This is a genomic window from Paenibacillus terricola, assembly GCF_014779765.1.
Lineage (GTDB): Bacteria > Bacillota > Bacilli > Paenibacillales > Paenibacillaceae > Paenibacillus_T > Paenibacillus_T terricola.
Genome location: NZ_JACXZA010000003.1, coordinates 715812 through 740031 on the forward strand (window position 1 = coordinate 715812; position 24220 = coordinate 740031).

Here is a 24220-nt window from a genome sequence, read left to right on the forward strand (position 1 = left end):
TTCGAGCTTGGCTAGACCCATGCGTTGGGTGAATGAGAGATACTGCGTGCTGAGAGACGTGTGCCCCTGTGGGGCACAACTCTTGTTCGAGCGTATTTGGTCTATGGCCGATACGTGAGGCGTGAATAAGCTGCTTTGCTAAAATCATCAGACGAAAAAGTTTGGTAAAGGTTGCATCCAACACAAAGAAACAAGCGCAGCTAAGCAGCGCTTGTTTCTTTGTGTGCTATATATTATTTAATTACGATGACTTTGACGACATTGTTGACCAGGGTGAGTTCTACCGATTGGCCAGTTACGAGTTTGGAAGCTTCGCCGGAGATGACAACATCCGAAGCTACGTTGAAGATATAAGCTTGCAGCGAGCCGTTAACCGTTCTCGTGATCGAGATGGTCGAGATTTTGCCTTGCGAGTTCAGCGATACGGAGTTGAAGTTGCCCGCTTCGATCGTTGTACCGACTGGAGCCAGCTTCGTCACTTGGATGAAGATCGCTTTGCCGTTGATCGTGCGTACCAGCAGCTCATCGCCTGCTTTCAGATCTGTGATTGCTGCAGTTTTGCCGTCACGATAAATGACAACGCTCGAATCGAATGTCACGGTGCTTTCAGTTTTATCCGACTTCACGACAACAATGCTGTTGCCCGATGCGGATGCTTTCAGCGTACCCGTAATATCAGCCAACGTCACTGCGTCGGAAGCCAGCTTCGTCACTTGGATAAGAATCACTTTACCGTTAATCGTACGTACCAGCACTTCGTCGCCTGCTTTCAGGTCAGCGAGTGCTACCGTCTTGTTATCGCGATAGATGATAGCGTTCGAGTCGACCGTCAACGTGCTTTCGGATTTATCCGATTTTACCACAGTGATACTGTTGTTCGATGCTGCCGCTTTCAGCGTACCCTTCACGTCAGTAACCGTCGCCGCATCAGAAGCGAGCTTCGTCACTTGGATGAAAATAACTTTACCGTTGATCGTGCGTACCAGTACTTCGTCGCCTGCTTTCAGGTCAGCGAGTGTTACCGTCTTGTTATCGCGATAGATGATAGCGTTCGAGTCAACCGCCAGCGTGCTTTCGGATTTATCCGATTTTACCACAGTGATGCTGTTGTTCGACGCTGCCGCTTTCAGCGTACCCTTCACGTCAGTAACCGTCGCCGCATCAGACGCGAGCTTCGTCACTTGGATGAAGATGACTTTGCCGTTGAACGTGCGTACCTGCACCTCATCGCCTGCCTTGAGGTCAGCGAGTGTCGCAGTCTTGCTGTCGCGGTAAATGATAACGCTGGAATCCAGCGTCAACGTGCTTTCCGATTTGTCCGACTTTACGACAGTGATGCTGTTGTTCGATGCTGCTGCTTTCAGAGTGCCTTTAAAATCACTAATTGTCGGCGTTGTTTGCGCCAACTTCGTTACCTGAATGAAAATAACTTTACCATTCAGCGTACGTACCTGAACCTCGTCGCCTGCTTTCAGGTCAGCGAGCGTCGCAACCTTGTTGTCACGGTAAATAATTGCATTCGTGTCAAGCGTCAGCGTGCTTTCCGATTTGTCCGACTTTACGACAGTAATGCTGTTGTTCGATGCTGCTGCTTTCAGCGTGCCTTTAAAATCACTAACAGTCGGTGTTGTTTGTGCCAATTTCGTCACCTGAATGAAGATAACTTTACCATTCAGCGTACGTACCAGCACCTCGTCGCCCGCTTTGAGGTCAGCGAGTGCTGCAACCTTGTTGTCGCGGTAAATAATAGCATTCGTATCAAGCGTCAGCGAGCTCTCTGATTTGTCCGATTTCACGACAACGATGCTGTTGTTCCCAGCTGATTTCAACGTACCTTTAATATCGTTCAATGTATTTGTCGCCTCTGCCATCTTCGTTACTTCGACGAAAATGACTTTGCCGTTATAAGTACGCACCAGTACCTCGTCGCCTGCTTTCAGGTCGCTAAGTGCAGCTTTTTTGTTATCGCGGAAAATAAATACGTTCGGATCGATCGACAGCGACTTCTCCGTCTTATCTGCTTTCACCACGGTGAGGCTGTTGTTCGAAACAGATGCTTTCAGCGTTCCTGTTACCGCCGTATCGTCTTGATTCGGCAGCTGGCTGTCGGTACGATCGAGCAGTGCAGCGAGCTCAGCACGCGTTACTTGCTGATTCGGACGGAATGTATTGTCGTTATAACCCGTGATGATGCCCTTCTCGAGTGCAACTTGTACATAACCGACCGAGCCGGCAGGAATTTGCTTCGCATCCTTGAACGACAGCTTCGTATTGCTCTTCGCCTTCGCTTCTGCTTCCAGCTTGAGAGCTTTCACAAGGATCGTTGTCGACCATAGGCGAGTTGCCGGTTTCTCTGGTTGAATCTGATCTTCCGTTTCTGCGAAAAGATCGTTCTCGAGTGCTACCGCCACATAGCCGACAGCCCATGGATATTTCTTCTTCAGTTGATCAGCATCCTTGAAGTTCAAGTTGCTGTTCATCTCTGCAGTCGATTCAGCCTGCTCGCGAAGTCCCATCAAGCGAACTGCTGCCACGATCGTTTCGATTCGAGTGATCTTCTGGTTCGGCTTGAACGTACCGTCGGAGTAGCCGTTCACGATGCCTTTGGAAGCAAGGCGAATAATGTATTCCGTTGCCCACTTCAGATCCTCTTCGTCTTTGAAGTTCACATTGATCGTTACGTTGCTGCTTGATTTCTTATCGTCTTTGCCGTTGTTCTTATCGTGATCATGGTCGTCATTCCCTTTTGCGAATGCAGATGAAGCTCCGCTTAACAGAATTGCTGCCGCCATTGTGCTAATTGCGAATTTTTTGAATTTGGATATTTGCATAGTAAAAAGCCACCTCTCCTATATGCGATATTACGGTTCGTTGCTACCGTTTTTTCCCTTCGCCCATATCGTTCGGGGATTGGAATTCGCTTTAAGGGGGTGGCTTAAGAAAATAATACTTTAGTCTTGCTCCTTAGCGGCGTTGCGTTTTTCCTTCAACCACTTCGGTGCGCCTTTATCCTTCTTATCCTTCTGCCGCTGGCGTTCCAGCTTCGCCTTGCTCTTCACGCTTTGCGGGCGTTCCTGTGCGCCTTGCGGCTTACTTGCACCCGCGCGAGGACGAGATTGTCCTTCAACAGCTGCTGCCGCAGGCTTGTCCGTACTAAAGCGCGGGCGCTCGGATTCAGCTGGCTTGCGAACAGCCGAGCGCTCAGACGTTGGCCGACTGAATGAATCCCTGCTGCTGCTGACTGACGCTGTACGTACACCTTCTGTACGTGCCTGAGGTCGCGATTCACGATTCGGCTCACCGTCACGTGCCGTACCTGCCGGCGCTCTTCCGAATGAAGAACTGCTGCTGCCAGATTGGGATGAACCACCCTGGCGACGTGCTTCCTCTGGTGTAACAAGCTTCCCGCGGGCCATTGCCCGCTCCGCCAGTACAATGCCAAGACGCTTCGAGAACTTATCCATAATAAACCGTTCCTGATGCGTAATAATTGTAATGACCATACCTCGCTTGCCCATCCGGCCCGTCCGGCCCGCACGGTGGACATAGTGATCCGCATCAATCGGCGGATCAAGGTTCACTACAAGCGGGAGGTCCACGATATCAATGCCACGAGCAGCGATATCAGTCGCCAGAAGCAGCTTGCAGCTGCCGTCGCGGAATCGATCCAATGTAGAGGAACGACGCTGCTTGTTTGCATCTCCGTACAGCATATCTACTGAGAAGCCTTCATAACGAAGCTTCGATTCCCACTGCGCAATATTGTCCGTATCGTTGAGGAACAGCAGTGCCGATGACGGGTTGATGAGTCGAACGAGTCTACGAGCGGCGTCCACCTTATCGCGCTTATCGACAACGATATAGTAATGCTCGATCGTCTCTGCGACACGCTGCTTACCAGACAAATCGATCAGCTTCGGCTCGCGCATCCACTTGTTCTCCATACCTGCCATCTCTTCCGGCCGGGTCGCCGAGAAGAAAGCAAGCTGGCGGTCGCGCGGCGTGCTCTTCAAGATCGTATCAACCTCGCGCACAGAGCCGAGGTTGAACACCTGGTCCGCTTCATCGATGACGACAAACTTCACTTCGCTCAGCTTCAGCCTGCGCGCAGCGAACAATTCATGAATGCGGCCTGGAGTGCCAACGATGAGCTGCGGTTTATTTTTCTTCAAATTATCGATTTGCCGTTGGACAGCCGCTCCGCCGATTAGCGGCACAACACGTACGCCAATTGGCGCTCCATACGTCTGTGCAACGCGCGTAATCTGCATCGCCAGTTCTTGTGTCGGCGCAAGTACAAGAGCCTGCACACTGCTGCTCTCGCTATTGATGCGCTGCAGCGCCGGCAGCAGGAAAGCAAGCGTCTTGCCGCTTCCTGTCTGCGATCGTGCCGTTACGTCCGCGTTCTCCAGCAGTACATTGATCGTCTCCCGCTGTACAGGCGTCGGCTCAAGCAATCCCTCGGACACCAGCGTGTCAGCCAACCTTTGCTCCACGCCGATTTCGGTCCATTTGTTCGTCATTACCAATTCCTCTTTCCGTTATCCACCCCTTATGGGTAGGTCATTAAGCTTACTTCTTATTCAACATGCCGCCCGCAATCCGGTCCGATAGCCGCGGGAATAGATGATACAGCTTCACGCCAAGCGCCGCCCAGCCTGGAAGATCGATCTCGGCCTTACCTTTGTCGATTGCGCGAACGACAGCATTCGCAACTCGCTCAGGCTTCATCATAAACGACTGCACGCTGCTTACATAAGTGCCTCCCGGATCAGCCGTCTGGAAGAATGGCGACTCGAAAGGTCCTGGATTAATAGCTGATATAATAATACCCGATCCCCGCAGCTCTTGGCGCAGCGCATTCGTAAAACCAAGAAGTGCATGCTTTGAAGCAGAATAGCCTGTCGACTTCGGCGTTCCAAGCTTGCCCGCGATCGAAGCGATATTCACGATCTGGCCGCTGCCTCTGCGAAGCATCTGCGGCAGTATCGCCTTCGTACAGCGGACAACCCCCATATAGTTCGTATCCATCATCTGTTCAAAATGGTCCAGCGGCGCATCGACAAAACGTTCGAAGTAACCGAACCCTGCATTGTTGACCAATACATCTACGCCATCCATCTCGCGCCATATCCGATCAAGTACCGCAGCGGCAGCTTCAGCATCGGTCACATCCAGGACATAGCTAGATAGGCGGTCAGCATGCGGGACCGATTGCAGCGCAGCCCGGAGTTTCGACTCATTCCGTCCCGTTATCGCGACTCTAGCCCCCTGCTGCGCAAGCATAATGGCCGTCATTAGACCTAGTCCGCTAGAGGCGCCCGTTATGACAATTTTCTTCCCTTTCAGCATCTTCGCATCACCTGCCTATAGTGTACTTCATCCAATGATTGGACGCAAAATAGAAAGACGATCCTCATCTAGTCCTAACCGGATGTGAGAGGATCGTCTGACGCTTGAAACATTAATCATTTCTCATACAGCAAGGAAAAAGGCTCCCCTGGGAGCCCTTTTCGTGTTACGATGCTTACGATGCAACTAATACTTGAATATCCATTTCGCCAATGCCTTCCATGATCAATGGGATGGTCAAAGCTTTCGCTTCGGCAAGTCCGGAATCATGGGTATTAATGAAGATAGGCGGCGTAATATCAACATGAACGCCTTGGTTGTACAGAATCGTGCTTGCATTACCGCTAATCATGTTGCCTAGTTCTGAAATCGCGCTCTTGCCAATTTCATCGATTTCCGAGATGATGAATCCGCCCATCATTGCAGATATCATTTTGAGAGCGACTGGGACACTGATGCCAAATACGACATGACCTTGCATTTGACCATTGATACCGATCTGGATAAAAATATAATTATCTACAATTGCAAATGGCTTCAAACCGGGTTGACCGGTAGCCGGTTTAATCTGTACGACTTGCTCGATTACATTTTTGGCGGATTCTAAAAACGGGTTTATGTACTCTGCTTTCATGGAGGACAGTTCTCCTTTTCGACAGCGTTCGCGAGCTTCCGCTAATTGAATCCATTATACTGAATTCGATAGGACAAGTATACTATATATTTTAAGTTTGGTGCTTTATACCCAACAAAGGGAGGAACAACATGCCGAACGTTTGGGCACATTTCCTATTCGGCCACACAATAATGGAGCGCCTTGGGGAGCAGGAGTGGCTCTCGGACGAGGAAACCCGTAAGTGGTTCAACCTGGGCTGCCAAGGCCCTGACTTTCTTTTCTACCACCGGTTCCTCCCTTGGCATAAAAATACGATTATGAATCAGCTCGGCTCCGACATGCACAATTACGAGTGTGGTCCTGTCCTTATGGATCTGCTTGATGCTGTGAGCGGGCGTTTATCGACGAAGGAAGGCCGATACTCTGCCGCGTACGGGCTCGGATTCGTGCTCCATCACGTATTGGATCGCAATATGCATCCTTACGTATTCAGCCGTTCCGGCTTCCGAAAGTGGGATCATCAGCGGTTTGAAACCGCGATGGACACGATCGTCGCCTCACGCCTGTTCGGGATCGAGACATGGAGAACACCCGTCTGGAAGGAAATATCACCGGGCCAGCCGCTTCCGAATACGCTTCGCGAAGCTTTCGAGAATATTGCAGCCGTCCGCTATCCGCATCTGGCATCCGCGATTAAGAGCGAATATTGGAACGAGGCCATGCGCGATATGATCAGCGCGCAGCGATTGTTCTACGACCCGACCGGCATTCGCCGTTTGCTGACCTTCGGCAAAATCGAGCCGTTGTCTTATAGGAAGAACTTGCCGGATTACGATTGGATGAACGAGCAGGAGCTGCCTTGGCTCGATCCGGTCGATGGGACAACGCTGCACACAGTAAGCGCATGGACGCTGTGGGAGCAGGCAATTGAGGATGCGCTCGCGGTCACGTCAGCCGCGCTGACGATGATCCGTGAGACGAATATTGCGAATGAAGCCCGCACGGTGACGGCAGAGCTGGAGTTGAACCGCTCCTTCGAGCTGCGCTCGGCGGTGGAGGAGCTGCTGGGCAGCCGGTCGTATGAAACGGGCTTGTCCTGCGATAGTGGTGCGATGATCCGGTATGCTGATCCGATCTGGCCGGATGGCGGTGTGAAGGTGGCGGAAGTATCGGAGAGTGCGGGATAAGATGTTTACAGGGATGGCTTCGCGGCTTGTGCATAGGACTCCGCAGGCGAATGTTTCTTCCGATCGCTGTTGTCCTCGGATTGTTCTGATTATACGAATTCAGAAGTTGTAACAATCCGAGTGACAAAGGCGACCGCTTAAAGCTTTTCAGAGAAAAGCTGCATCGGAAGCATACGCTTTGCTTCTCCAGAAGCACTTCAAGCAAAGTTACTTCCTTACAACCTACATACCGATTACCACCAACACGAGGAGATTAGACAGCCTCGTGTTGTTTTTTGTTGCGGCGGTAGGTGAGGCGGAGCATGCGGAGGCGATCGTAGACCATATCAAGCGGCTTGTCTGGTGTGCCTTCGGTGCCGTATACATGCTGCATAACCGGCTTTAAATATTTATCTCCAACTTCGTCGAACGCTGCGAGCACGGATTGACGTTCTTCTATCGACACTTCGGCAAGCTCTGTCTCGACGATTGGCTCCATGTCATAACCTTCCGTCTCAAGCTGCTCGATACGGTCCAGCAGATTGCGTCTCGACATGACTAGCTCGGCCTGGAGTTCGCTAAGCGTGCGTCCGTGTGAGATTGCATCGAGGATGAGCCGTTTCTCCTGATGACGCTCCATCTGGCCTTTGTACTTCAATTCCTTCTGACGATAAGACCACTGCCAATATTGTTTCGTATCGAGCATAGACACAACCCAATCGAGCGGGAATGACGTTTCGCGCTCATGCTGTACCGTAATGGCAAGCACTTGCTCAGCATGGGCTTTCATCTTCGATTCGCCCCATCCTGGAATCTGGGCAAGCTCGTGCTCCGTATGCGGCTTGAACGCGCTTATCATGTTCAGCACACGGTTCGTTGCGATCATATATGCCGATTTGCGCTGCTGAGCTGCCGTCTTGCGACGCCATTCCCTCAGCTCTTCGAACAGGGCGGCGTCAGCGTGAAGCTCGCCATAACATTGCATCATATTAATGATGCTGCTTGGGGATGACTTGCGCTCGTCCAGCATGCCGTCGATGATCGGCTGAAAGCCGTCTCCCATCTTGGTGGCGACGCCATGCCGGAACGCCGCCAGCATCTCTTCCCACGATAATCCCTCATACCACGTTGCAGCCTCCTCGGACCCTTCCGTCCAGAGAATGAGCCACTGGCCTTCATTTTCGCAGATCGAAACTTTAGCCCCCATAACCGTACGGTCTCCATCTACCCGATCGAATGTGTTCATGAATACAACCTGCATCTTCATCCATCTCCCGTTATTCAAATTCCCGAAATAAGGACAGTGAATGAACCTGCACCCGCTCCGAATACGACAAAAAAGAGGCATCTCTCCGTCGTACGGTAGAGGTGCCTCCTCATGTCCCAAATTCAGTTATCCATAATATAGCATCAATTTCCATATCAGACAACTACTAATCGACAGCTGTTTGCCCCCAGATCCCAGCCAATGGTATGATGATTGCAATGTATTGATGATGAAACGGAGGCTATACCATGCTGCCTGATTATGATTTTATGTCCGATACAACAGAGGAAACGTCGACGAGATTCGTGACGTTCATCTGTCCTAGCTTGAAGCGGTTCGATCTTGCTGTCACATCAACGAATCGATTCTATGGCAAGAAGCTCGTTACCGATCTGCAAGCCGGACGGACAGCGATTATTGGACCTGACGACCTTGAGGAAGAAGGTTATCTCGAGCACGTCTTCAAGCTTACGGAAGAGGAAGCGGAAGAATTGAACCAGTTTTTGCAACTTGTTGTTGGAACGGTGAATTTTACCGACTAATTCGGGCACAATGATCTGTGGGTCTGATGGAAGACCTGAAGAAACGCTTCTGAGCCATGTTGATTGGAGGGGTGTGTCATGAACCGTAACAACGATGAGAATTACACCGACTTCGCTACCGTTGAATCGTACCGCAACGAGCTAACGTCAGAGGAATTCCCAGATGGTCCTTATGGGGCCGATCTTGAGTCGGAATCGCTTGGCAAAAGCAAACCGTGGCGGCTGGAACAGCGGGCCATCAATCCGTTCGGCTATGAGAACCGTTCGCTTCACGCTGGCATGGAACGCGGTTATCCAGGCGACTACAAGCAGCGGCATTCGATTCCCGAAGTTCAAGACGAACCTTAAACGCGCCATTACACACCACACACAAACGGCATCCCGCCTCTTAGCGGAATGCCGTTTTTTCCTCCCCTTACAGGCTTACATTAAGATAGTTTAACAGGCAAACCCGTCTTCGCGGATTCATTCGCAGCCATCGTCACGCGATGCGTCTGCCATGCATCCTCATAATCGGACAAGATTCTAGACGTATCGCCTGTCCGAACTGCATGCAAGAACGCTTCATTCTCCGATTGATAAGGATTGTTGCCCGATTTGTATTCCGTTCGTTTGCCTTCTTCGAAGTCGGTCAACGCCTCGCCTGTCACTTCCAGCATGCCCTTGTCGGTATAAATTTGCAGACCGGAACGATCACCGCCGCGGATGGCGCATGTATTGCTGATCGTCGCTATCGCTCCGCTCGTCAGCTTCATCGTGACCGCTCCTACGTCCGGAACGGTAACGCCTTCCTCGCGCTGCCCCACGAGCGCATTGCCATACGCCGCATACACTTCATGAACGTCGCCGAGCAAATAGCGCATCAAATCAACAATATGCGTCGTCTGTTCTACGAACTGTCCGCCAGACGTCGCCATGTTCCGCCACCAATACACGCCTGGCATCCCGCCCATCCACTGTCCCTGCGCCATAACCGGCGTACGGTCTGCGAGCATCGCCTTCGCACGGCCTGTGCTTTCCATGTAGCGGAAGTGATAGCCGACCGATGTAATCAATTGCTTGCGCGCAATCTCCTGGCGAATCCGGTTAGGCGTCTCTTCGTCAACGCCAATCGGCTTCTCTACCAAGAATGGAATGCCGCGCTCAACAAGCGTCAATTCAATCTCGCCGTGCGCGAATGGAGGCGTACATATATAGACGGCATCCAGCTTGCTATCGTCCAGCATATTCGTTATGGAATCATAACTTCGGGCGTCGCGATAAGATTTGGCTGCCTGCTCCGCCTTCTCGATGCTCGAGCCGCAAAATGCGCGAACTTGAACACCCTCCATTGAAACAAGCTTCTCCGCGTGCATCCGGCCGAACCAGCCTGTCCCTACTATGCCAATCTGCAGTGTCATCCCAAACCCACCTTTCTGTCGTACAACTGGACTACTTAATATTTCAGCCCGCTTCCGAATAAGAGCGCATTGCTCAGCAAGCGGCCTTCTGCCGTAATTGTCTTATCCTTAAGCAGCAGACCGGATGAAGCCCCGCCGTCGAGGTTCATCGCTTGATAGGCGCCGAGCTTCAGCATAACGGCTGCCCACTGTTTCATCGTTGCGCCTGGGATCGTCGCAATAAGGATTGATCCGTCTTTCTTAATGCCGATGCCGCTGCGCGCGCCGCCTCCGGTCAATATTTTGGGATCACGGAAGCCTTCGGTCTCTGCATCGATCTTCACTTCGCCGTTAACGACGAGACGCGGCCCCGCTCCAATCGCTGTATGAACGTCGCCCCAATTGAGCGCGTCGCCTTTATCATTCGTCATGACGTAACTTTTATCTTCCTTGCCGGCAATACGCCTTGTCGTCGTTCGAATACGCAGCGTATCCATCACAGCCGTGCCGTCCGCCCGGAATCCGATTGTCGTCCCCAGGTTGCTGATATTGGCTACATCGCCGTTCGAGATTATATTACCATAAGGAATCGGTGGATCTTCATATGCGGAGAAAAAGGTTCCGTTCACCGCCACGTCTGCACGGTAAGCCGCCGCCATCCCGCGGAGCGACTGCACTTGACCGACCGTCTTGTTAGCAAGTCCAGCTGTGACCGGCGTTCCCTTCGGAACTGTTACGGTCTGCACCGTATAGGTCTTACCGGATACCATGACCTTCACCGAAGCATATTTCGGAGCAGCAACTGCAACTGCTGCTGTCACTTCAATCGGTACTGTAATGCGAACCGTCTCGCTCTGCGATTCCGCTGTAATCGTCACCTTCGTCGTTCCTGCTTTTAAGCCAGTCACTAGACCGTTCGGCTCTACACGGGCAATCGCCGCATTGCCAATCGCATAAGACAACACGGCAGGCTGCGACGCCTTTACTTTATCACGCAGGAATACACGTGCATTCACCTTTACCTTCTGCTTCTCGGAAGCATAGGTGATTTTCAGCTTGGACTCGTTAACATCACTTATGTTCGATGATGTTGGCACTGCGCTTGTCCCGCTGCTCGTATTCTCAGCATACACATGTGCCGCACCACCGTTATGGCTAACGATCATCGTAGCCGCAGCAAGCAGCAGCAATGCACCTTGTTTCCAATGTTTCTTGTTCATTCTCTCTCTCATCTCCCTAATCCTATCCAGAAACTGTACGTAGTTGTAATCGGACAGGTGGGTAGGATAATGAAGAGAAGACACGATATTGTAGATATAAAAGCAGTCGGACGGTCATCACGTCCACGCAGCAGCCATTCATCTACTGTGCCGGCTTTACAATGATAGGCATGCCCGTCTCCCGTTATTTGAAGCAGGCTGTTTGACCTCTCCTATTTTAGATAAAGTGCCAGTTTCATTCCATCTCCAAATAACCAATCAATCTAGCCTTTACAACCTCCCACTCGTTATCCACAATGCTATATACGTTCGAGCTTCGCCTATACCCATCTTGCATGATGATTTCTTGTCGCAGGGTTCCTTCGAACTGTGCTCCTAATCTTTGAATGGCCTGATTGGATCTTTCATTTCTTGCATCCGTCCGGAATTGTACTCGAATAAGGTCCAATTGTTCAAAACCATACTGCAGCAGCAAATATTTGCATTCCGTATTGACCCTTGTCCTCCAAACCTTAGGGTCCAACCATGTCCCGCCGATTTCGAGCTTTCTATTCTGAGGTGAAATGTCTAGATAACTGGTGCTGCCGACAATCTCATCTGTGCTTTTGTCAACAATGACGAACGGATACCTTAATCCTTGCTCTCTTGATTTCATCCACTGATTTATTGTGAGCACCATATCATCAAACGTCCTTATGGCTGACGGACTATACGTCCATAGTTCGCTATAATGGCTTGCCTTGAACAAATCATCCAAATGTTCATGCGACGCGGGGATCAACCTTACACGTTTGCCTTCAAGCGTAATATTTCCTTTTATCAATGCCGACCATCCTTTCGCTAGACTGACTTATCCCTTCCCCAGTCATATATACTTCTGCTGAATGTCCTTCAAGATTTCATTAGGGAATTCCTTGGCGTTTAGTTCAGTTAGTATGGAGTGAAAATTCTAAGAAACCAACGTAATTTCATGCATTATAACTTTTCTTCGCTACGTTCCAACATTATCCTTTTAATAACAAAAGAGAAACCCACGTATCCATGAGAATACGTGGGTTTCTCTTCAATCTGCAGCGACCAACATTGATCGCGTGTTTGTCATTAGAATCACAGACTAAGCTTTCATACCTGTCAGCGTGATCCCCTCTACGAAATACTTTTGTCCAATGAGGTAGAAAATAACGCCCGGAGCAAAGGACAAGCATGTGGCAGCCATCGTCAGCGACCAGTCGCTCTTTAACTGACCCCGGAAATTCGTTAGCCCGAGCGCAATTGTATATTTATCGCTTGAGTTAATGTAAATCATTTGTTGAAGCAGATCATTCCATAAACCGATGAAGATGAACAATGCAACGACAATCATGGCAGGTCTGATCGCCGGCATGATGATGCTGAACAAGATGCGGAAATATCCGGCGCCATCGATCGTTGCCGCTTGATCGAGTTCTCTTGGGATAGACATCATAAACTGTCGGATCAAGAAGATATTGAAAGCGCCGCCGCCGCAAAAATACGGAAGGATCAATGGCATATAGCTATCATGGATACCGAGGCCCCGCGTCCATCCGATGTACAGCGGAATGAGCGTAACCATGGCAGGCAGCAGCATTGAACCGACGCAGAGTGCCCAGATCAAGTTTTTCCCCCGAAAACGTAAGCGCGCAAAGGCGTATCCGCACAACGTAGCCGTGAAGGTTCCCGCCAAACAGGACGGAACGATAATTAGCATCGTATTCCATAAGTACTTCCAGAACTTAAACACCTTCAGCGTTTTCTCATAGTTGGAGAACAGCCAGTTTTCCGGTACTAATGATGGCGGATATCGATAGATCTCGGCATTCGTCATAAGCGACGTACGGAATATCCACCAGATCGGGAAGAGTACGAGAGCGGCACAGATAATGACGACGACAAACGTTACAATGTTCATCGTGCGTTCCTTGCGTTTTCTGCTCCTTAGCCTGCCGTATGCTACTGCGCTCATTTGTCGTCGCCTCCTTCATTGTAAATCCATCGGTTGGACGTCTTGAACAGTAGGGCGGTAAAGACAGCCAGTATCGCAAAAATAACGAAGGTAGTCGCGCAGGCATAGCCCAACTTATAATTCACAAATGCCTGATCATACATCAGATACGTCAAGAATCGGGAGGAGTTACCAGGGCCACCGTTGGTGAGCGCGAGCGCCGGCGTAACGACCTGAAGATTGGCGATCAAGCTCATGAGCAAGTTGTAGAAAATAATCGGCGACATAGAGGGCAGCGTAATATGTATGAAGCGTTTCCACCCGCCTGCACCGTCCACTTCGGCGGCTTCGTGGTAGACACTCGGTACGTTCTGGAGCCCCGCCAAGAAAATGACGATCAAGTTACCTGACAACCAGACTGAAATTAATGAGAGAGAAGGAACAACGTAACTGGAATCGGCAATGAAGAGCACTTTATTCAAACCGACTTTGGAGAGGAGAAAGTTGAAAAAACCAAAATTCGCTTCATACAGCCATGACCATCCAACGTAGATCGCAGCGGCCGGCAGAACAAACGGTACATAGAATACAGCTCTTAGAAAACCTCTCGCCGGTATTTTGCGGTTGAGCAGCATTGCGATGAAGAAGGAATAAACCATACTTCCGATAACGGATAGGAAAGCAAAGTAAATCGTTGCGATGATGGAGTCCTTAATATACGGATCCTTCGTGAATAGTTGTACATAATTATCGAAACCGATGAATTCAGGGCTTTTCAACCCCGTCCAGTTCGTCAGGCTGATTCCTAGTACCCCAACAAGAGGCGCATACGTTAGAAAAAACAAGCCAAGAAAAGCAGGAATCAAACAGATATAAGCAACGCGTGCCTCGCTTGAATTATAACGGGAACGGCGTTTCAGCGGTTTATTAATGGTTTCCATTTCTCGCTCCCACCTCACGTGTAAAGGATGACCGCCGCTTCACGATCGGCGGTCATCCTTACTATCTTTTTACTTGTTTCCTGTATGAGCCGCTTTCAGAGCGTCAAGGTTCTTCGTAATCGCGTCCTTGGCAGTCGTCTTGCCGGTCCACACATCACCAAGAACAGATCCGAGTAAGGTGTTGAAGTCCGTCGTATAGTTCGTGAAGAACCAGGATGCAGGTCTTGCAGCGGAGGACTGTGCATAATCGACTACTGCAGACTTATACTCTTCATACGGAGGGAAGTTCGGATTGTCGACCCACTTGTGCGTAAGCGCTTCGTCCGTATACCACTTCTGCAGGGTTGGCATCCAGATACCCGAGCTGATGAGTCCCCAGTTGTTCTCTTCGGAGTTGTACCATTTCAACCATTCCATTGCTTCCTTCGGATGCTTGGTTTGGGAGAATACAACGTTCGCGCCACCTGTATTGAGGGTAACTTTGTCTTTCATATAAGGCAGCACGGCAACTCCGTATTTCAAGCCTTCGTCTTTGGCCGTGTTCAAGCTAGTGCCTACGTTCCATGCGCCGTTCGTCGCCATGGCAACCGTTCCCGCGATGATCGTACGTTGAATGCCGTCATCGGTTTGACCGACGGACAACGGAGCGACATGATCTTTCAGGTACAGATCCGCGACTTTCTGAATCGCTTCGATGCTTGCATCTTCACCGACTCTCACATCAGTGCCATCGGCGGAATAGAAACCTCCGCCATTGCTGAGCGTCCAAGTTTCAAGCTGCCATGGCAAGTTTTCGACGGATGCACCGTACTGAACGATGCCGTTAGCATCGAAGCCATCGTCACCCGGATGTTTGCCGTTCTTATCATTCGTCAGCTTCTTAGCCGCTGCTACGAATTCGTCCCATGTCCAAGCTTTATCCAACACGGACGGAGGATAAGCCACGCCTGCTTTGTCGAACATGTCTTTGTTGTAATAGAGAAGGAGAATTTCATTGGCAGCCGCATAGGCTACGGTCTTGCCTTGATATTTGTAAGCCAAGCTATCCAGTGGTTTGCTGTCGCTTCCTTCATACATAGCGCTTACATCGTTCAACATACCTTCGGAGGACCACTGGATGACGCCGTCCTCTTTCAACATCCCCGTATCCGGCAACTGACCGCCAGTTGCTTGCGTATTCAATTTCGTCATGTAGCTTTCCCAAGGAATCGAAACAACTTCTACTTCGATTTTGTCTTGGGATGCATTGAACTTATCCGCTACCTTCTGCGTTACGCTTCCTTCTTCCGCGCTTCCCCACATCGAATAAGTGATTTTGACCTTCTCCGTTGTGGAAGACGATGTGTCAGGTGAGTTGGTAGTAGTGTCTGTTCCCTTAGATGTTGTATTTGTCTCTTTGTCTTCGTTATTCCCACAGCCGACAACACCAAGAACCAGTGCGGCTGAGAGAAGACCTGCCCCAATTTTCTTTCCTGTATTCATTGACCCGCTCTCCCTTCAAAATTACATCAGTTTATATGCAACCGTTCGACTCGATTCGAGTTAAACGTTTAACACCGAAACCCTGAAAGCCCCTAAGCATCGGTCATTTGAAACGTTTATCCTTTAGGAAAGCGCTTTAATTTCATTTTGCCACGAGTTATCTCCAAATCAAATATCAGATTACAACCTAAATTTAAAGAATTTCAACCTTTTATGGGATTTCGACTAGTTCCTTGAAGCATATTTTATCCACGGCAGAAGTCCTATTGATAAATATGTCGCTTGGAGCACGAAAAGAATGCAAAACGTTTAAAAATCTAGTGGTCGTTCCCCCTCAAGTAGCTCAGCGATTTATCGTTTCCTCTACGCCCTAAATTTCCTTTGCCTGACTAATATTTCTTTGAAGTCGAACATGCTATAATGTGGTTACCTACAAGCGCTTAACATCTTGGAGTTCAACCCTGCCTATTAAAATTCCAACCAAAGCGAGGAACAAAATCATGTCATCCCTGATACTGCATTTTGTAACTCCCCCTATCCCTTATTTTATTGACAGCGGGAAACACAAGTATTTTCCGGGCGAACGGCATGTTAGTCGATTTTCTATTAACGTATTTGATATTATCGTCGTCAATCGCGGAAGGCTTCACATTGGCGAGAATGACAACGCGTGGGTCGTGGATGAAGGAGAAGCCATCATTTTACGTCCGGATGGATACCATTACGGTACTGCTCCTTGTGAAGACGAAACGGATATAACATGGATTCACTTCCAAACATTCGGCTCGTGGGATGAGAAAGCTTGTCTGGACGAATGCTTGGACAATCAATCCGAATTATTCGAGAAACATAGACAAGAAGCTTATCTCAACCATTGCGAGACTTGCTCCATCTTCATACCTAAGAAATTCAAACTGTCAGACAAGTCAATGGACGATCTTATCTCCTTCAACTCATTCGATCACGACCCTCGCTCATTACGTAATTGGAAGAAACAAACGGCTTTCCAACAATTCTTGCAGCGCATCGCTCATGAGGCGGAGCAATCGTCCGATTCTACGGCTACTCGGCTAGCCGAGAAGATCGAGCTGTTTATACGCCACAACTACACTTCCAAGATCACAAACTCCATGCTTCAAGCAACTTTCAACTATCATCCCAACTATCTGGCCAAGTGCATGCTTAAAGTTTATGGTCTAACCCCTATTGATTACTTACAGCAGTATCGTATCGAGCAAGCCAAGAGGCTTCTTCTCCAAACGGACTGGTCCATCTCCCGTATCGCTGAAGCTGTTGGATTTAACAATCCACCGTATTTCTCATCTGTCTTCACTAACAAACAAGGGCTCTCTCCTACCAATTTCCGCAACAAATTGGTCGTTCAAGAAGAACTGCTTAGAAATCTGCCGCAATAGCTGAAATCATACGACTTGTTCAAATAAAACGCCGACTTGAGCTTAACTCTAGTCGGCGTAATTTCTTTGTCTATTTATTTGACGGTAAGATCAAGGGGTACGAATTGCCCTTCCTCATACAAGACGCTTTTCATTAGTTGGCCTTTACTCGCATTGATGGCAAGCCCCTTCTCAACCATTACGAATCTTGTTGGATAAGCCGCATAACTGGTTACTTTCCACCCATTCTCCTGGGACTCCAACAAACCGTTCACGCATCGCAATTTACCCTTATCGTCTGTATAAAGATAAGCGGTCGTTCCGAATCCTAGCAGGTAAGCAACAAGCTCTTCGCCCATATCCCAATCATCTCGGTCAATGCTGGCAAATAGGCTGTTAAACAAAGGATCGTCTAGTTTCTTAAAGATGGATTGGCCGAACCGATTTCTCGATAACTCCGGCATATTGAGATTGGGAGCCGCAATGCTATAAGTCGACGCAGCTTCTCCTGGAAGAAGCCGACGAGCCGTTGAACGAACATGCCAATCATAACAATTAAATACAGCCATGGTTGCGCGATAGCCGGCCTCGAGCAATCTTGGATCGCCAAGCGATTCGTAAGAAGCTCTAGCTGCTCCTGCTACCAACCCTCCCCATAATGAATGCGTCATAAAGGATAAGGCTTCCCACCAGCGGTCAGGTGCGCTCACTCTGTAATCATTACTGAATCCAATGTTAGCTATAATGAGTTCGCTGTACGGCTGCGCCTCTTCCTTCAATCCAGCTAAACACAAAGCCTGACAGGTAGGTCCGAACCCGGCATTGTCATAAAAATGCTCCGTTACTGCACCTTGGTACCCTTGCGAGCCTTGTGCTAATCCATCCGTAAATTGAAGCCACAACCGATGAAGCTGTTCATGCCATTGGGCCATTCCTCGATCTTTCAGATCCGATAATAAATCTTGGATATACAATATAAATACGCCGACAAGCTGAGACTCTTCTTTCTCCCGCTGCTCCATATGACAGTCAGGATTCAATCTCATGCACATCACTTCTGCTGCCCATGTCAGGTACGTTTCCGATTTGTACATTTTTAATAGCGAATCATCCAAGCGAGACAACAAATAGAATAGATGCGCAATATAATCAAAATCATAGATGCGATAAAACGATCCGTACAGAGGTTTGGGACGCATGAAATTACATTCCTCAAACCAATGCTCCCTTACATCTGCAACTGCTGACAGTTCTACCTTGGCCACTTGTTCTTTATTAGCAGGCGACAATAGATTTTTCATCAGAATAAACGTTAATTTGCCTAATGACTCCCCTTGATTGGACAAAGGCAAGAAAGCGAAAGGTCTTGGAGAATCATTGTCTACTGTGAAATTGTCGCAAAGCCAAGCCGCTCTCGCGTCGAGTATGTTCTTAATCGGCTCCAGGACATTACCGACTAACACATCGGTTCTCCCGTTATCAAGACTAGCGACCAGCTTATACTCTCCCGCTGCTTGCATGGGCAGAACCGCTTGCCATACATTAGGCTTATCATTCGAACCAACTTGGAAGCTAGCACTAATGTGGTTGACTTCGATCGTATTGCCTTCCGATGACGAAGTCAGCATACGAACCGACTGTAATTCCGTACCAGCCGGCAGCTCGACCTCTGCAACGAATTGCCCTTCCGTCGTAATGACAGGAGAATACGTCCAGTTCGGGTGACCATATTGAATGCCCTTCTTATAAAAATCAGCCTGATGCTTGAAGGTTGTAAATACAAACGACCATCGCTTTACCTCATCGGGAAGAAGAGTGACCGCTGCATAGCCGTCCCTATAGATCCAGTCATGGGCTGCCGATTGTTCAAGCGAACTTCCGTCCTCAATGAATGAAATCCGATGGTACAGCATCCCATCCAGCGAAGGGGATACCTGTTCCAGAAAACGATTCAAGTAGCTGCAATACGTGCCGAACGCAGCTATCGATTCGCCTGTACTATAGACACCGAGATGCGGTGCTCCATTGCTTCTCCGCATGGCTGCGAACTTGGCGAAGTCACCGCCCATATGCGGAAATAAGGCGCACGAATGCTTCATATTTCTTAGAACGTCTTGATCTCTGAACATGATATAAGAGAGGGAGAACCAGCTGTGAAATCCAGTTACCGTAATGGTTTGTTCTTGTGGATTCGAACATTCGATGATCCATTCCCATTCTCCATTACGATTCAGTGAATACGTGCATTGAACGGTGAAACGTTGATGTTTGTAAGTTACAGTCGCAGAGCTATCATCAATCATCTGAATGCTTGGGTTAAGGTTAGCGCTTTCAATTATTTCCCCGTCAACATTAGCGAACCATTCACCGAAACGTTTATCCTTCTCAGCATAGCCCGCTTCCTTTACGTAATTCTCATCAATCACCCAATTCATTCTGACCGGATCAGCTGACATCACTAATGATTCCAATGTGCCGTTTGAAGAAATCTGCAATTCAAACTCATCATTACGTAAAATGTTCATTGCTCCACTCCTACCGAAATGATCTAAACGTTTAGATTATATTCTTCCATCTTATCACAGTAAAAGAATAACCATCAAGCATTTTCTATCATTTGGTACAAGGCATAAAGGCTAGATAAGACAATCCTAGATAAAATAATGCTATTGGATTAATATACATATTTATCGCGAACCAGCACGTGTTTCTTGTTAACTTTCAGGCTTTACAGTAGATCGAATAATGCTCTCAAGCTGCACAATGTCTTGCGTTGAACGAGACAAGCCTATTAAACATTGGGAATGGATTTCCTCTTCCGGTTGAACGTACAGCGCCTCTCCGTCCGTTTTCTTCTGCGACATTCGGTTCGGCCGGGTTTTGGATGGTTCTAATGCGAACATAAAGCTATCGTTTATTTCTTTTGCAATGAGCGACCTTGGGAAATCAAGTAACGGTCTAATGACAAATCCTGCTCCCGTATTGGCCGTATTTACGATCATTTCCGCCGTCACCCCTCTACTGGCATCTAGATCATCTAGGTACGGGGCCAACTCTTCAAGTTGATGCAATCCCTTAACAGGCCTAGGCACGTACTGGTAGCACCTTATTGGATATTTGCCCGCTTCGATCGAAGGAATCTCAAACGGGTCCGCCTCTGGCGGAGCCATATCTCGCAATAACATCTCATGGGCATGGACTGGCAATACATAGCGGCCCCCCTGATGCAGATATGTACCGGATAATTGAACATGATAACCGTCGTCGACAACCTGTGTTTGCATGCTTACGTTCGTTGTATGCTCCTCTCGCAACAGGACGGCACTGTTCCAACGTGAACGCATAATCACATATTTGACGAATGAAGCTTCCCCCGATTCATCTCGGACAACAACACGGCCCTCGATACGTATCCCCTCTGTATTCCATGTAACCTGTACGCTTGAAGGGACGGTTAGAGAGTAAGAGCCTGACCCATGCAGGGAAAATCCTTCACCAGGCGTGCCAAATAGTTCTGGACCGATTGAAGCTACCGCCCCATAGAAACCATACAACCAACCGGTTCCTCCTGCCTCTTGAAGATCAACATTGGACGGATGCAACAAGTAATCTTTGCTTCGTTCCCAACTCATTAAATCAGGACCTAATGATATCTCACCTATATCCATCCCACGTTCAGGAAGAACACTAAATGACAACTTCCCATTCGACAGCTCAATCGCCGTCATTGGCATCCCTCTTGGATCAAGAAAACGCCGTTTAACTAACGATCCGCCATTTGGCAGCCTTACGATTTCATCACCGGTTTCAAGATTCCACATGTCTTGCGCCATTATGTTCCCTCCCGATAAATTTGCTTCAAATATATCGTATGAGATTTGTTAAACGATTAAACCAATTATATGCCGACAGGATCGGAAGAGACAATATCCCTGTAGGATAAAAACGGTAGGATATATGGTACGCTACGGGTATTGTTCACGAAGGAGAAAGATTTTACGAGAGCGAAGGTTAGAAGCTAACGGAGATATTCTCGCCAATCTAGCCTAGTAATCTGTCATAAAAAAACGTATGTGGTAAACCGCCTAGCCAGCGATTCGCCCCATACGTTCAGCGTAGCAATTATCTAAATTATGCCTGCAGCAGCTTCACCAACGAACCGAACTCCAGTTCCTCGAATTTGCGCGTAGCTGATTCGATCTGCAAGTCCCAAGCGCATTCTTCAAGCGCGCATGCGACTGGAACATCAAGACGAATCGTTGCGAGTTCACGTGACAAATGCAGCATATCGATGTCGGTTTCGATCTTCGTCCGAATGCCTTTCGGCAGCTTCTCCAGGTTATTCAATACGCCTTCAATGGACTCGTATTCGAGCAAGAGCTTAAGCGCCGACTTCTCGCCAATCCCTTTGACTCCTGGGTAATTATCGCTCGTATCGCCCATAAAGCCTTTCATATCAATAACCTGCAGTGGTGTGATCTGCCGCTCTTCAAGCAGCAGCTCGAGATCGTACACCGCATAGTTCAGCTTGCCCTTCTTCATAATGACGACCTTCACCGTCTCGCTCACGAGCTGCAGCATGTCATGGTCACCCGTCAGAATAAGCACCTCAACATCCGGCTCTACGCCCAGACGCGTTGCGAGCGTACCGATGCAATCGTCCGCTTCATAACCAACAAGGCCGATGTTCGGGATGCCCATGTCCGCTACAACCTCTTTGACGAGATCGAACTGCGGAATCAATTCTTCTGGCGGCTCGCCGCGATTGCCTTTATATTCAGGGTACTGCTCTGTTCGGAAAGTCTTGCTCCCCATATCCCAACAGCACACGACATGTGTAGGTTTGAATGTATCGATTGCGTCAAATAAATATTGAATGAAGCCATACACAGCATTCGTTGGCAGTCCAGCACTCGTCTTCCGAATGTAACCCGTATACGATGTTGCGTAGAAAGCACGGAACAATACGGCCATTCCGTCGACCATGAGCACTTTATTCGCAGTTTGCAATGCGTTTCCTCTCCATTCCGTTGTCGTTGTTCATATAACAATATTCTATCACATTACAATTTATAAGTCCTCCGAGATGATAGGAAAGTAATAATTGCTATTGGCGATAATGATAGACAAATTCTCTCCAACATCCTGCGTTTGAACCTATTGATATGCTGCGCAAAACAAATAGGCTCCGTCTCAACCGGATGGGTCGAGACAGAACCAATGATTCGATACTTACATTCCGTGTTCAGAAGGGAAACGAGCCACGATCTAGTTAATTGATTGATCGGTTTTATTTTCCATTGAAACTCACTCGAAATGAATCCGCATTGTGCGCTAACGGACTCAGATGACGCTATTCCCGTGTTCCTCATAACAATTTTACGCTAATGGACCACAGCGACGCTATTAGATCAGATTGTGATGCTAAAGCACTACTACTAAGCAAATAAGGTCTGTGGAGTCCGTTACACCTTTAGGCACACTCAACGAGAACAAATAAGGCTTCTGTTGTCCGTTAGCGTCGAGCACACATTACCTCTCAGTCCGTTTCATCGCGCACTCGAGCATATTACCTCTGCGGTCCGTTACATCGCGCGCTCGAGCACGTTCTTATCCGGATGGAGCAGATGTCCATTATAGATCAGGAAATTTCATCATGAAGAATAATTGCTGGAACCTATCCTATATCTGCTCCCCGCGAATGAACGCGCCGATTCTTCGCGCCGCCTCAAGCAACTTCGATTCTTCCTCGACAAGCGCGATACGCACGAAGCCTTCGCCCTCGCTGCCGAATGCATCGCCAGGAATAACAGCGACTCCGACACGAATTAACATTTCCCGGGAAATTCGACGTGAATCCCAAGTCGCACCGTCCTCCAGCGACCAGGCCATCTGCGGCAGAGGCGCCCAGACGAACATTGTCGCTTTCGGCTTCTCGATCTGCCAGCCCTCGGCAGCCAGCGCAGCTATAAACAAATCGCGCCGCCGTTCATATAGCTTACCGACCGGCTCCATCGCGCCAGACATGCCTTCTTCCAGCGCAACAATACCCGCTTCTTGAATGGCCCCAAACACGCCGTAATCGATATTCGCCTTCAGCTCGCGAAGCGCGCCAACTGCCGTCGAATTGCCTACTAAGAAGCCAATGCGGCAGCCTGCCATATTGAAGCTCTTCGACAGCGAATGGAACTCAACAGCAACGTCCTTCGCGCCATCAATTTGCAGAACACTCATCGGCTTGACGCCGTCAAAGCCCATCTCCGAATACGCGAGGTCATGCACAAGCAGGAAGCCATACTGCTTCGCCAATGCAACGATCCGTTCGAAGAAGCTACCATCAGCCGTCGCCGTTATTGGGTTGGCTGGATATCCGAGCAGCACGAACTTTGCATTCTCCCATATCGACGCCGGTACAGCATCAAGATCGGGCAAGAAACCGTTCTCTGCTCGCAGCGGCAGCAATACAGGCTCGACACCTGCAAGCGCTAATGAAGCGGAGTAGATAGGATAACCCGGATCTGGCACGACCACTTGATCGCCAGCATCACATAACGCGAGCGCAAGATGGGCGAGTCCGTCCTGTGAGCCCATCAGCGTCACGATCTCGTTCTGCGGATCTACAGTTACGCCGAACCGCCAATCCATCCACCGAGCTGCCTGCTGGCGAAATGCCAGGCTTCCTTGCGAGGAAGGATACGCATACCGGTCTGTCTTCAGCACAGCTTCCGACAGTGCATTCCGTACCGCTTCCGTCGGCGGGCTGTCGGGGCTGCCGATGCCTAAGTCAATGACCTCCAGACCAGCACGCGAAGCCTCTTCCTTCCAAGCGGCAACCTCTGCGAAAATCGATGAGCCCAGCCGATCAAGCTTGCTGGACCGCCAGCTTCTATTCGCCATC

19 protein-coding genes are annotated in these 24220 nt (G+C 49.2%); 4 read left to right on the top strand and 15 right to left on the bottom strand.

From position 1 onward, the window contains the following. Positions 1-233: 233 nt before the first annotated feature. The 4 genes from H8B09_RS30515 to H8B09_RS15095 form a co-directional block, all read right to left on the bottom strand. Complete coding sequence (locus tag H8B09_RS30515) at positions 234-2831, bottom strand: S-layer homology domain-containing protein (protein WP_224753619.1); 2598 nt, start codon at positions 2829-2831, stop codon at positions 234-236. A gap of 120 nt (positions 2832-2951) precedes the next feature. Next, positions 2952-4523, bottom strand: a complete 1572-nt coding sequence (locus tag H8B09_RS15085) for a DEAD/DEAH box helicase (protein WP_191204327.1) — start codon at positions 4521-4523, stop codon at positions 2952-2954. Between the two features lie 49 nt (positions 4524-4572). Further along, a complete protein-coding gene (locus H8B09_RS15090; RefSeq protein WP_191204328.1) occupies positions 4573-5352 on the bottom strand; it encodes an SDR family NAD(P)-dependent oxidoreductase in 780 nt (259 codons plus the stop codon). Between the two features lie 175 nt (positions 5353-5527). Beyond that, on the bottom strand, positions 5528-5986 hold the full coding sequence (locus tag H8B09_RS15095; RefSeq protein WP_191204329.1) for a chemotaxis protein CheX: 459 nt from the start codon (positions 5984-5986) through the stop codon (positions 5528-5530). A 131-nt stretch (positions 5987-6117) separates the two neighbouring features. Here H8B09_RS15095 and H8B09_RS15100 point away from each other — a divergent pair, with 131 nt between their 5' ends. Further along, the gene (locus H8B09_RS15100; protein WP_191204330.1) at positions 6118-7155 is read left to right on the top strand and encodes a zinc dependent phospholipase C family protein; all 1038 of its coding nucleotides are present in this window, start codon (positions 6118-6120) and stop codon (positions 7153-7155) included. A 253-nt stretch (positions 7156-7408) separates the two neighbouring features. Here H8B09_RS15100 and H8B09_RS15105 read toward each other — a convergent pair whose 3' ends face one another. Further along, the gene (locus tag H8B09_RS15105) at positions 7409-8395 is read right to left on the bottom strand and encodes an HRDC domain-containing protein (protein ID WP_191204331.1); all 987 of its coding nucleotides are present in this window, start codon (positions 8393-8395) and stop codon (positions 7409-7411) included. A 254-nt stretch (positions 8396-8649) separates the two neighbouring features. On the opposite strand from H8B09_RS15105, the gene H8B09_RS15110 reads away from it, so the two are divergent. Then, positions 8650-8943: a DUF3055 domain-containing protein gene (locus H8B09_RS15110; protein ID WP_191204332.1), complete on the top strand. Its 294-nt coding sequence runs from the start codon at positions 8650-8652 to the stop codon at positions 8941-8943. A gap of 78 nt (positions 8944-9021) precedes the next feature. Beyond that, positions 9022-9291 carry a hypothetical protein gene (locus H8B09_RS15115; protein WP_191204333.1) on the top strand — a complete coding sequence of 90 codons (270 nt, stop codon included), beginning with the start codon at positions 9022-9024 and terminating at the stop codon, positions 9289-9291. Positions 9292-9371: 80 nt separating this feature from the next. Here H8B09_RS15115 and H8B09_RS15120 read toward each other — a convergent pair whose 3' ends face one another. The 6 genes from H8B09_RS15120 to H8B09_RS15145 all read right to left on the bottom strand — a co-directional run bounded on the left by H8B09_RS15120 (position 9372) and on the right by H8B09_RS15145 (position 15928). After that, the gene (locus H8B09_RS15120) at positions 9372-10343 is read right to left on the bottom strand and encodes a Gfo/Idh/MocA family protein (RefSeq protein WP_191204334.1); all 972 of its coding nucleotides are present in this window, start codon (positions 10341-10343) and stop codon (positions 9372-9374) included. A 35-nt stretch (positions 10344-10378) separates the two neighbouring features. Continuing rightward, positions 10379-11542 carry a phosphodiester glycosidase family protein gene (locus H8B09_RS15125; protein WP_191204335.1) on the bottom strand — a complete coding sequence of 388 codons (1164 nt, stop codon included), beginning with the start codon at positions 11540-11542 and terminating at the stop codon, positions 10379-10381. Between the two features lie 235 nt (positions 11543-11777). Beyond that, positions 11778-12365: a GNAT family N-acetyltransferase gene (locus H8B09_RS15130; protein ID WP_191204336.1), complete on the bottom strand. Its 588-nt coding sequence runs from the start codon at positions 12363-12365 to the stop codon at positions 11778-11780. A gap of 291 nt (positions 12366-12656) precedes the next feature. After that, the gene (locus H8B09_RS15135) at positions 12657-13526 is read right to left on the bottom strand and encodes a carbohydrate ABC transporter permease (protein WP_191204337.1); all 870 of its coding nucleotides are present in this window, start codon (positions 13524-13526) and stop codon (positions 12657-12659) included. Then, positions 13523-14446: a carbohydrate ABC transporter permease gene (locus H8B09_RS15140; RefSeq protein ID WP_191204338.1), complete on the bottom strand. Its 924-nt coding sequence runs from the start codon at positions 14444-14446 to the stop codon at positions 13523-13525. Before H8B09_RS15140 ends, H8B09_RS15135 begins: the two co-directional genes overlap by 4 nt. Positions 14447-14515: 69 nt before the next feature. Then, positions 14516-15928 (bottom strand): ABC transporter substrate-binding protein, encoded by a 1413-nt coding sequence (locus H8B09_RS15145; RefSeq protein WP_191204339.1) that lies wholly within the window; start codon positions 15926-15928, stop codon positions 14516-14518. Between the two features lie 500 nt (positions 15929-16428). On the opposite strand from H8B09_RS15145, the gene H8B09_RS15150 reads away from it, so the two are divergent. Beyond that, the gene (locus tag H8B09_RS15150) at positions 16429-17343 is read left to right on the top strand and encodes a helix-turn-helix transcriptional regulator (protein WP_191204340.1); all 915 of its coding nucleotides are present in this window, start codon (positions 16429-16431) and stop codon (positions 17341-17343) included. 74 nt (positions 17344-17417) lie between these two features. On the opposite strand, the gene H8B09_RS15155 is transcribed toward H8B09_RS15150, so the two are convergent. From H8B09_RS15155 to H8B09_RS15170, 4 genes are all read right to left on the bottom strand, one after another. Then, entirely contained in the window at positions 17418-19847 is a 2430-nt protein-coding gene (locus H8B09_RS15155; RefSeq protein WP_191204341.1) for a hypothetical protein, read from the bottom strand. A 189-nt stretch (positions 19848-20036) separates the two neighbouring features. Then, a complete protein-coding gene (locus H8B09_RS15160; RefSeq protein ID WP_191204342.1) occupies positions 20037-21155 on the bottom strand; it encodes a DUF4432 family protein in 1119 nt (372 codons plus the stop codon). A 298-nt stretch (positions 21156-21453) separates the two neighbouring features. Next, positions 21454-22308: a 5'-3' exonuclease gene (locus H8B09_RS15165; RefSeq protein WP_191204568.1), complete on the bottom strand. Its 855-nt coding sequence runs from the start codon at positions 22306-22308 to the stop codon at positions 21454-21456. A 696-nt stretch (positions 22309-23004) separates the two neighbouring features. Then, positions 23005-24219 (bottom strand): aminotransferase class I/II-fold pyridoxal phosphate-dependent enzyme, encoded by a 1215-nt coding sequence (locus H8B09_RS15170; protein WP_191204343.1) that lies wholly within the window; start codon positions 24217-24219, stop codon positions 23005-23007. Position 24220: the final 1 nt, after the last annotated feature.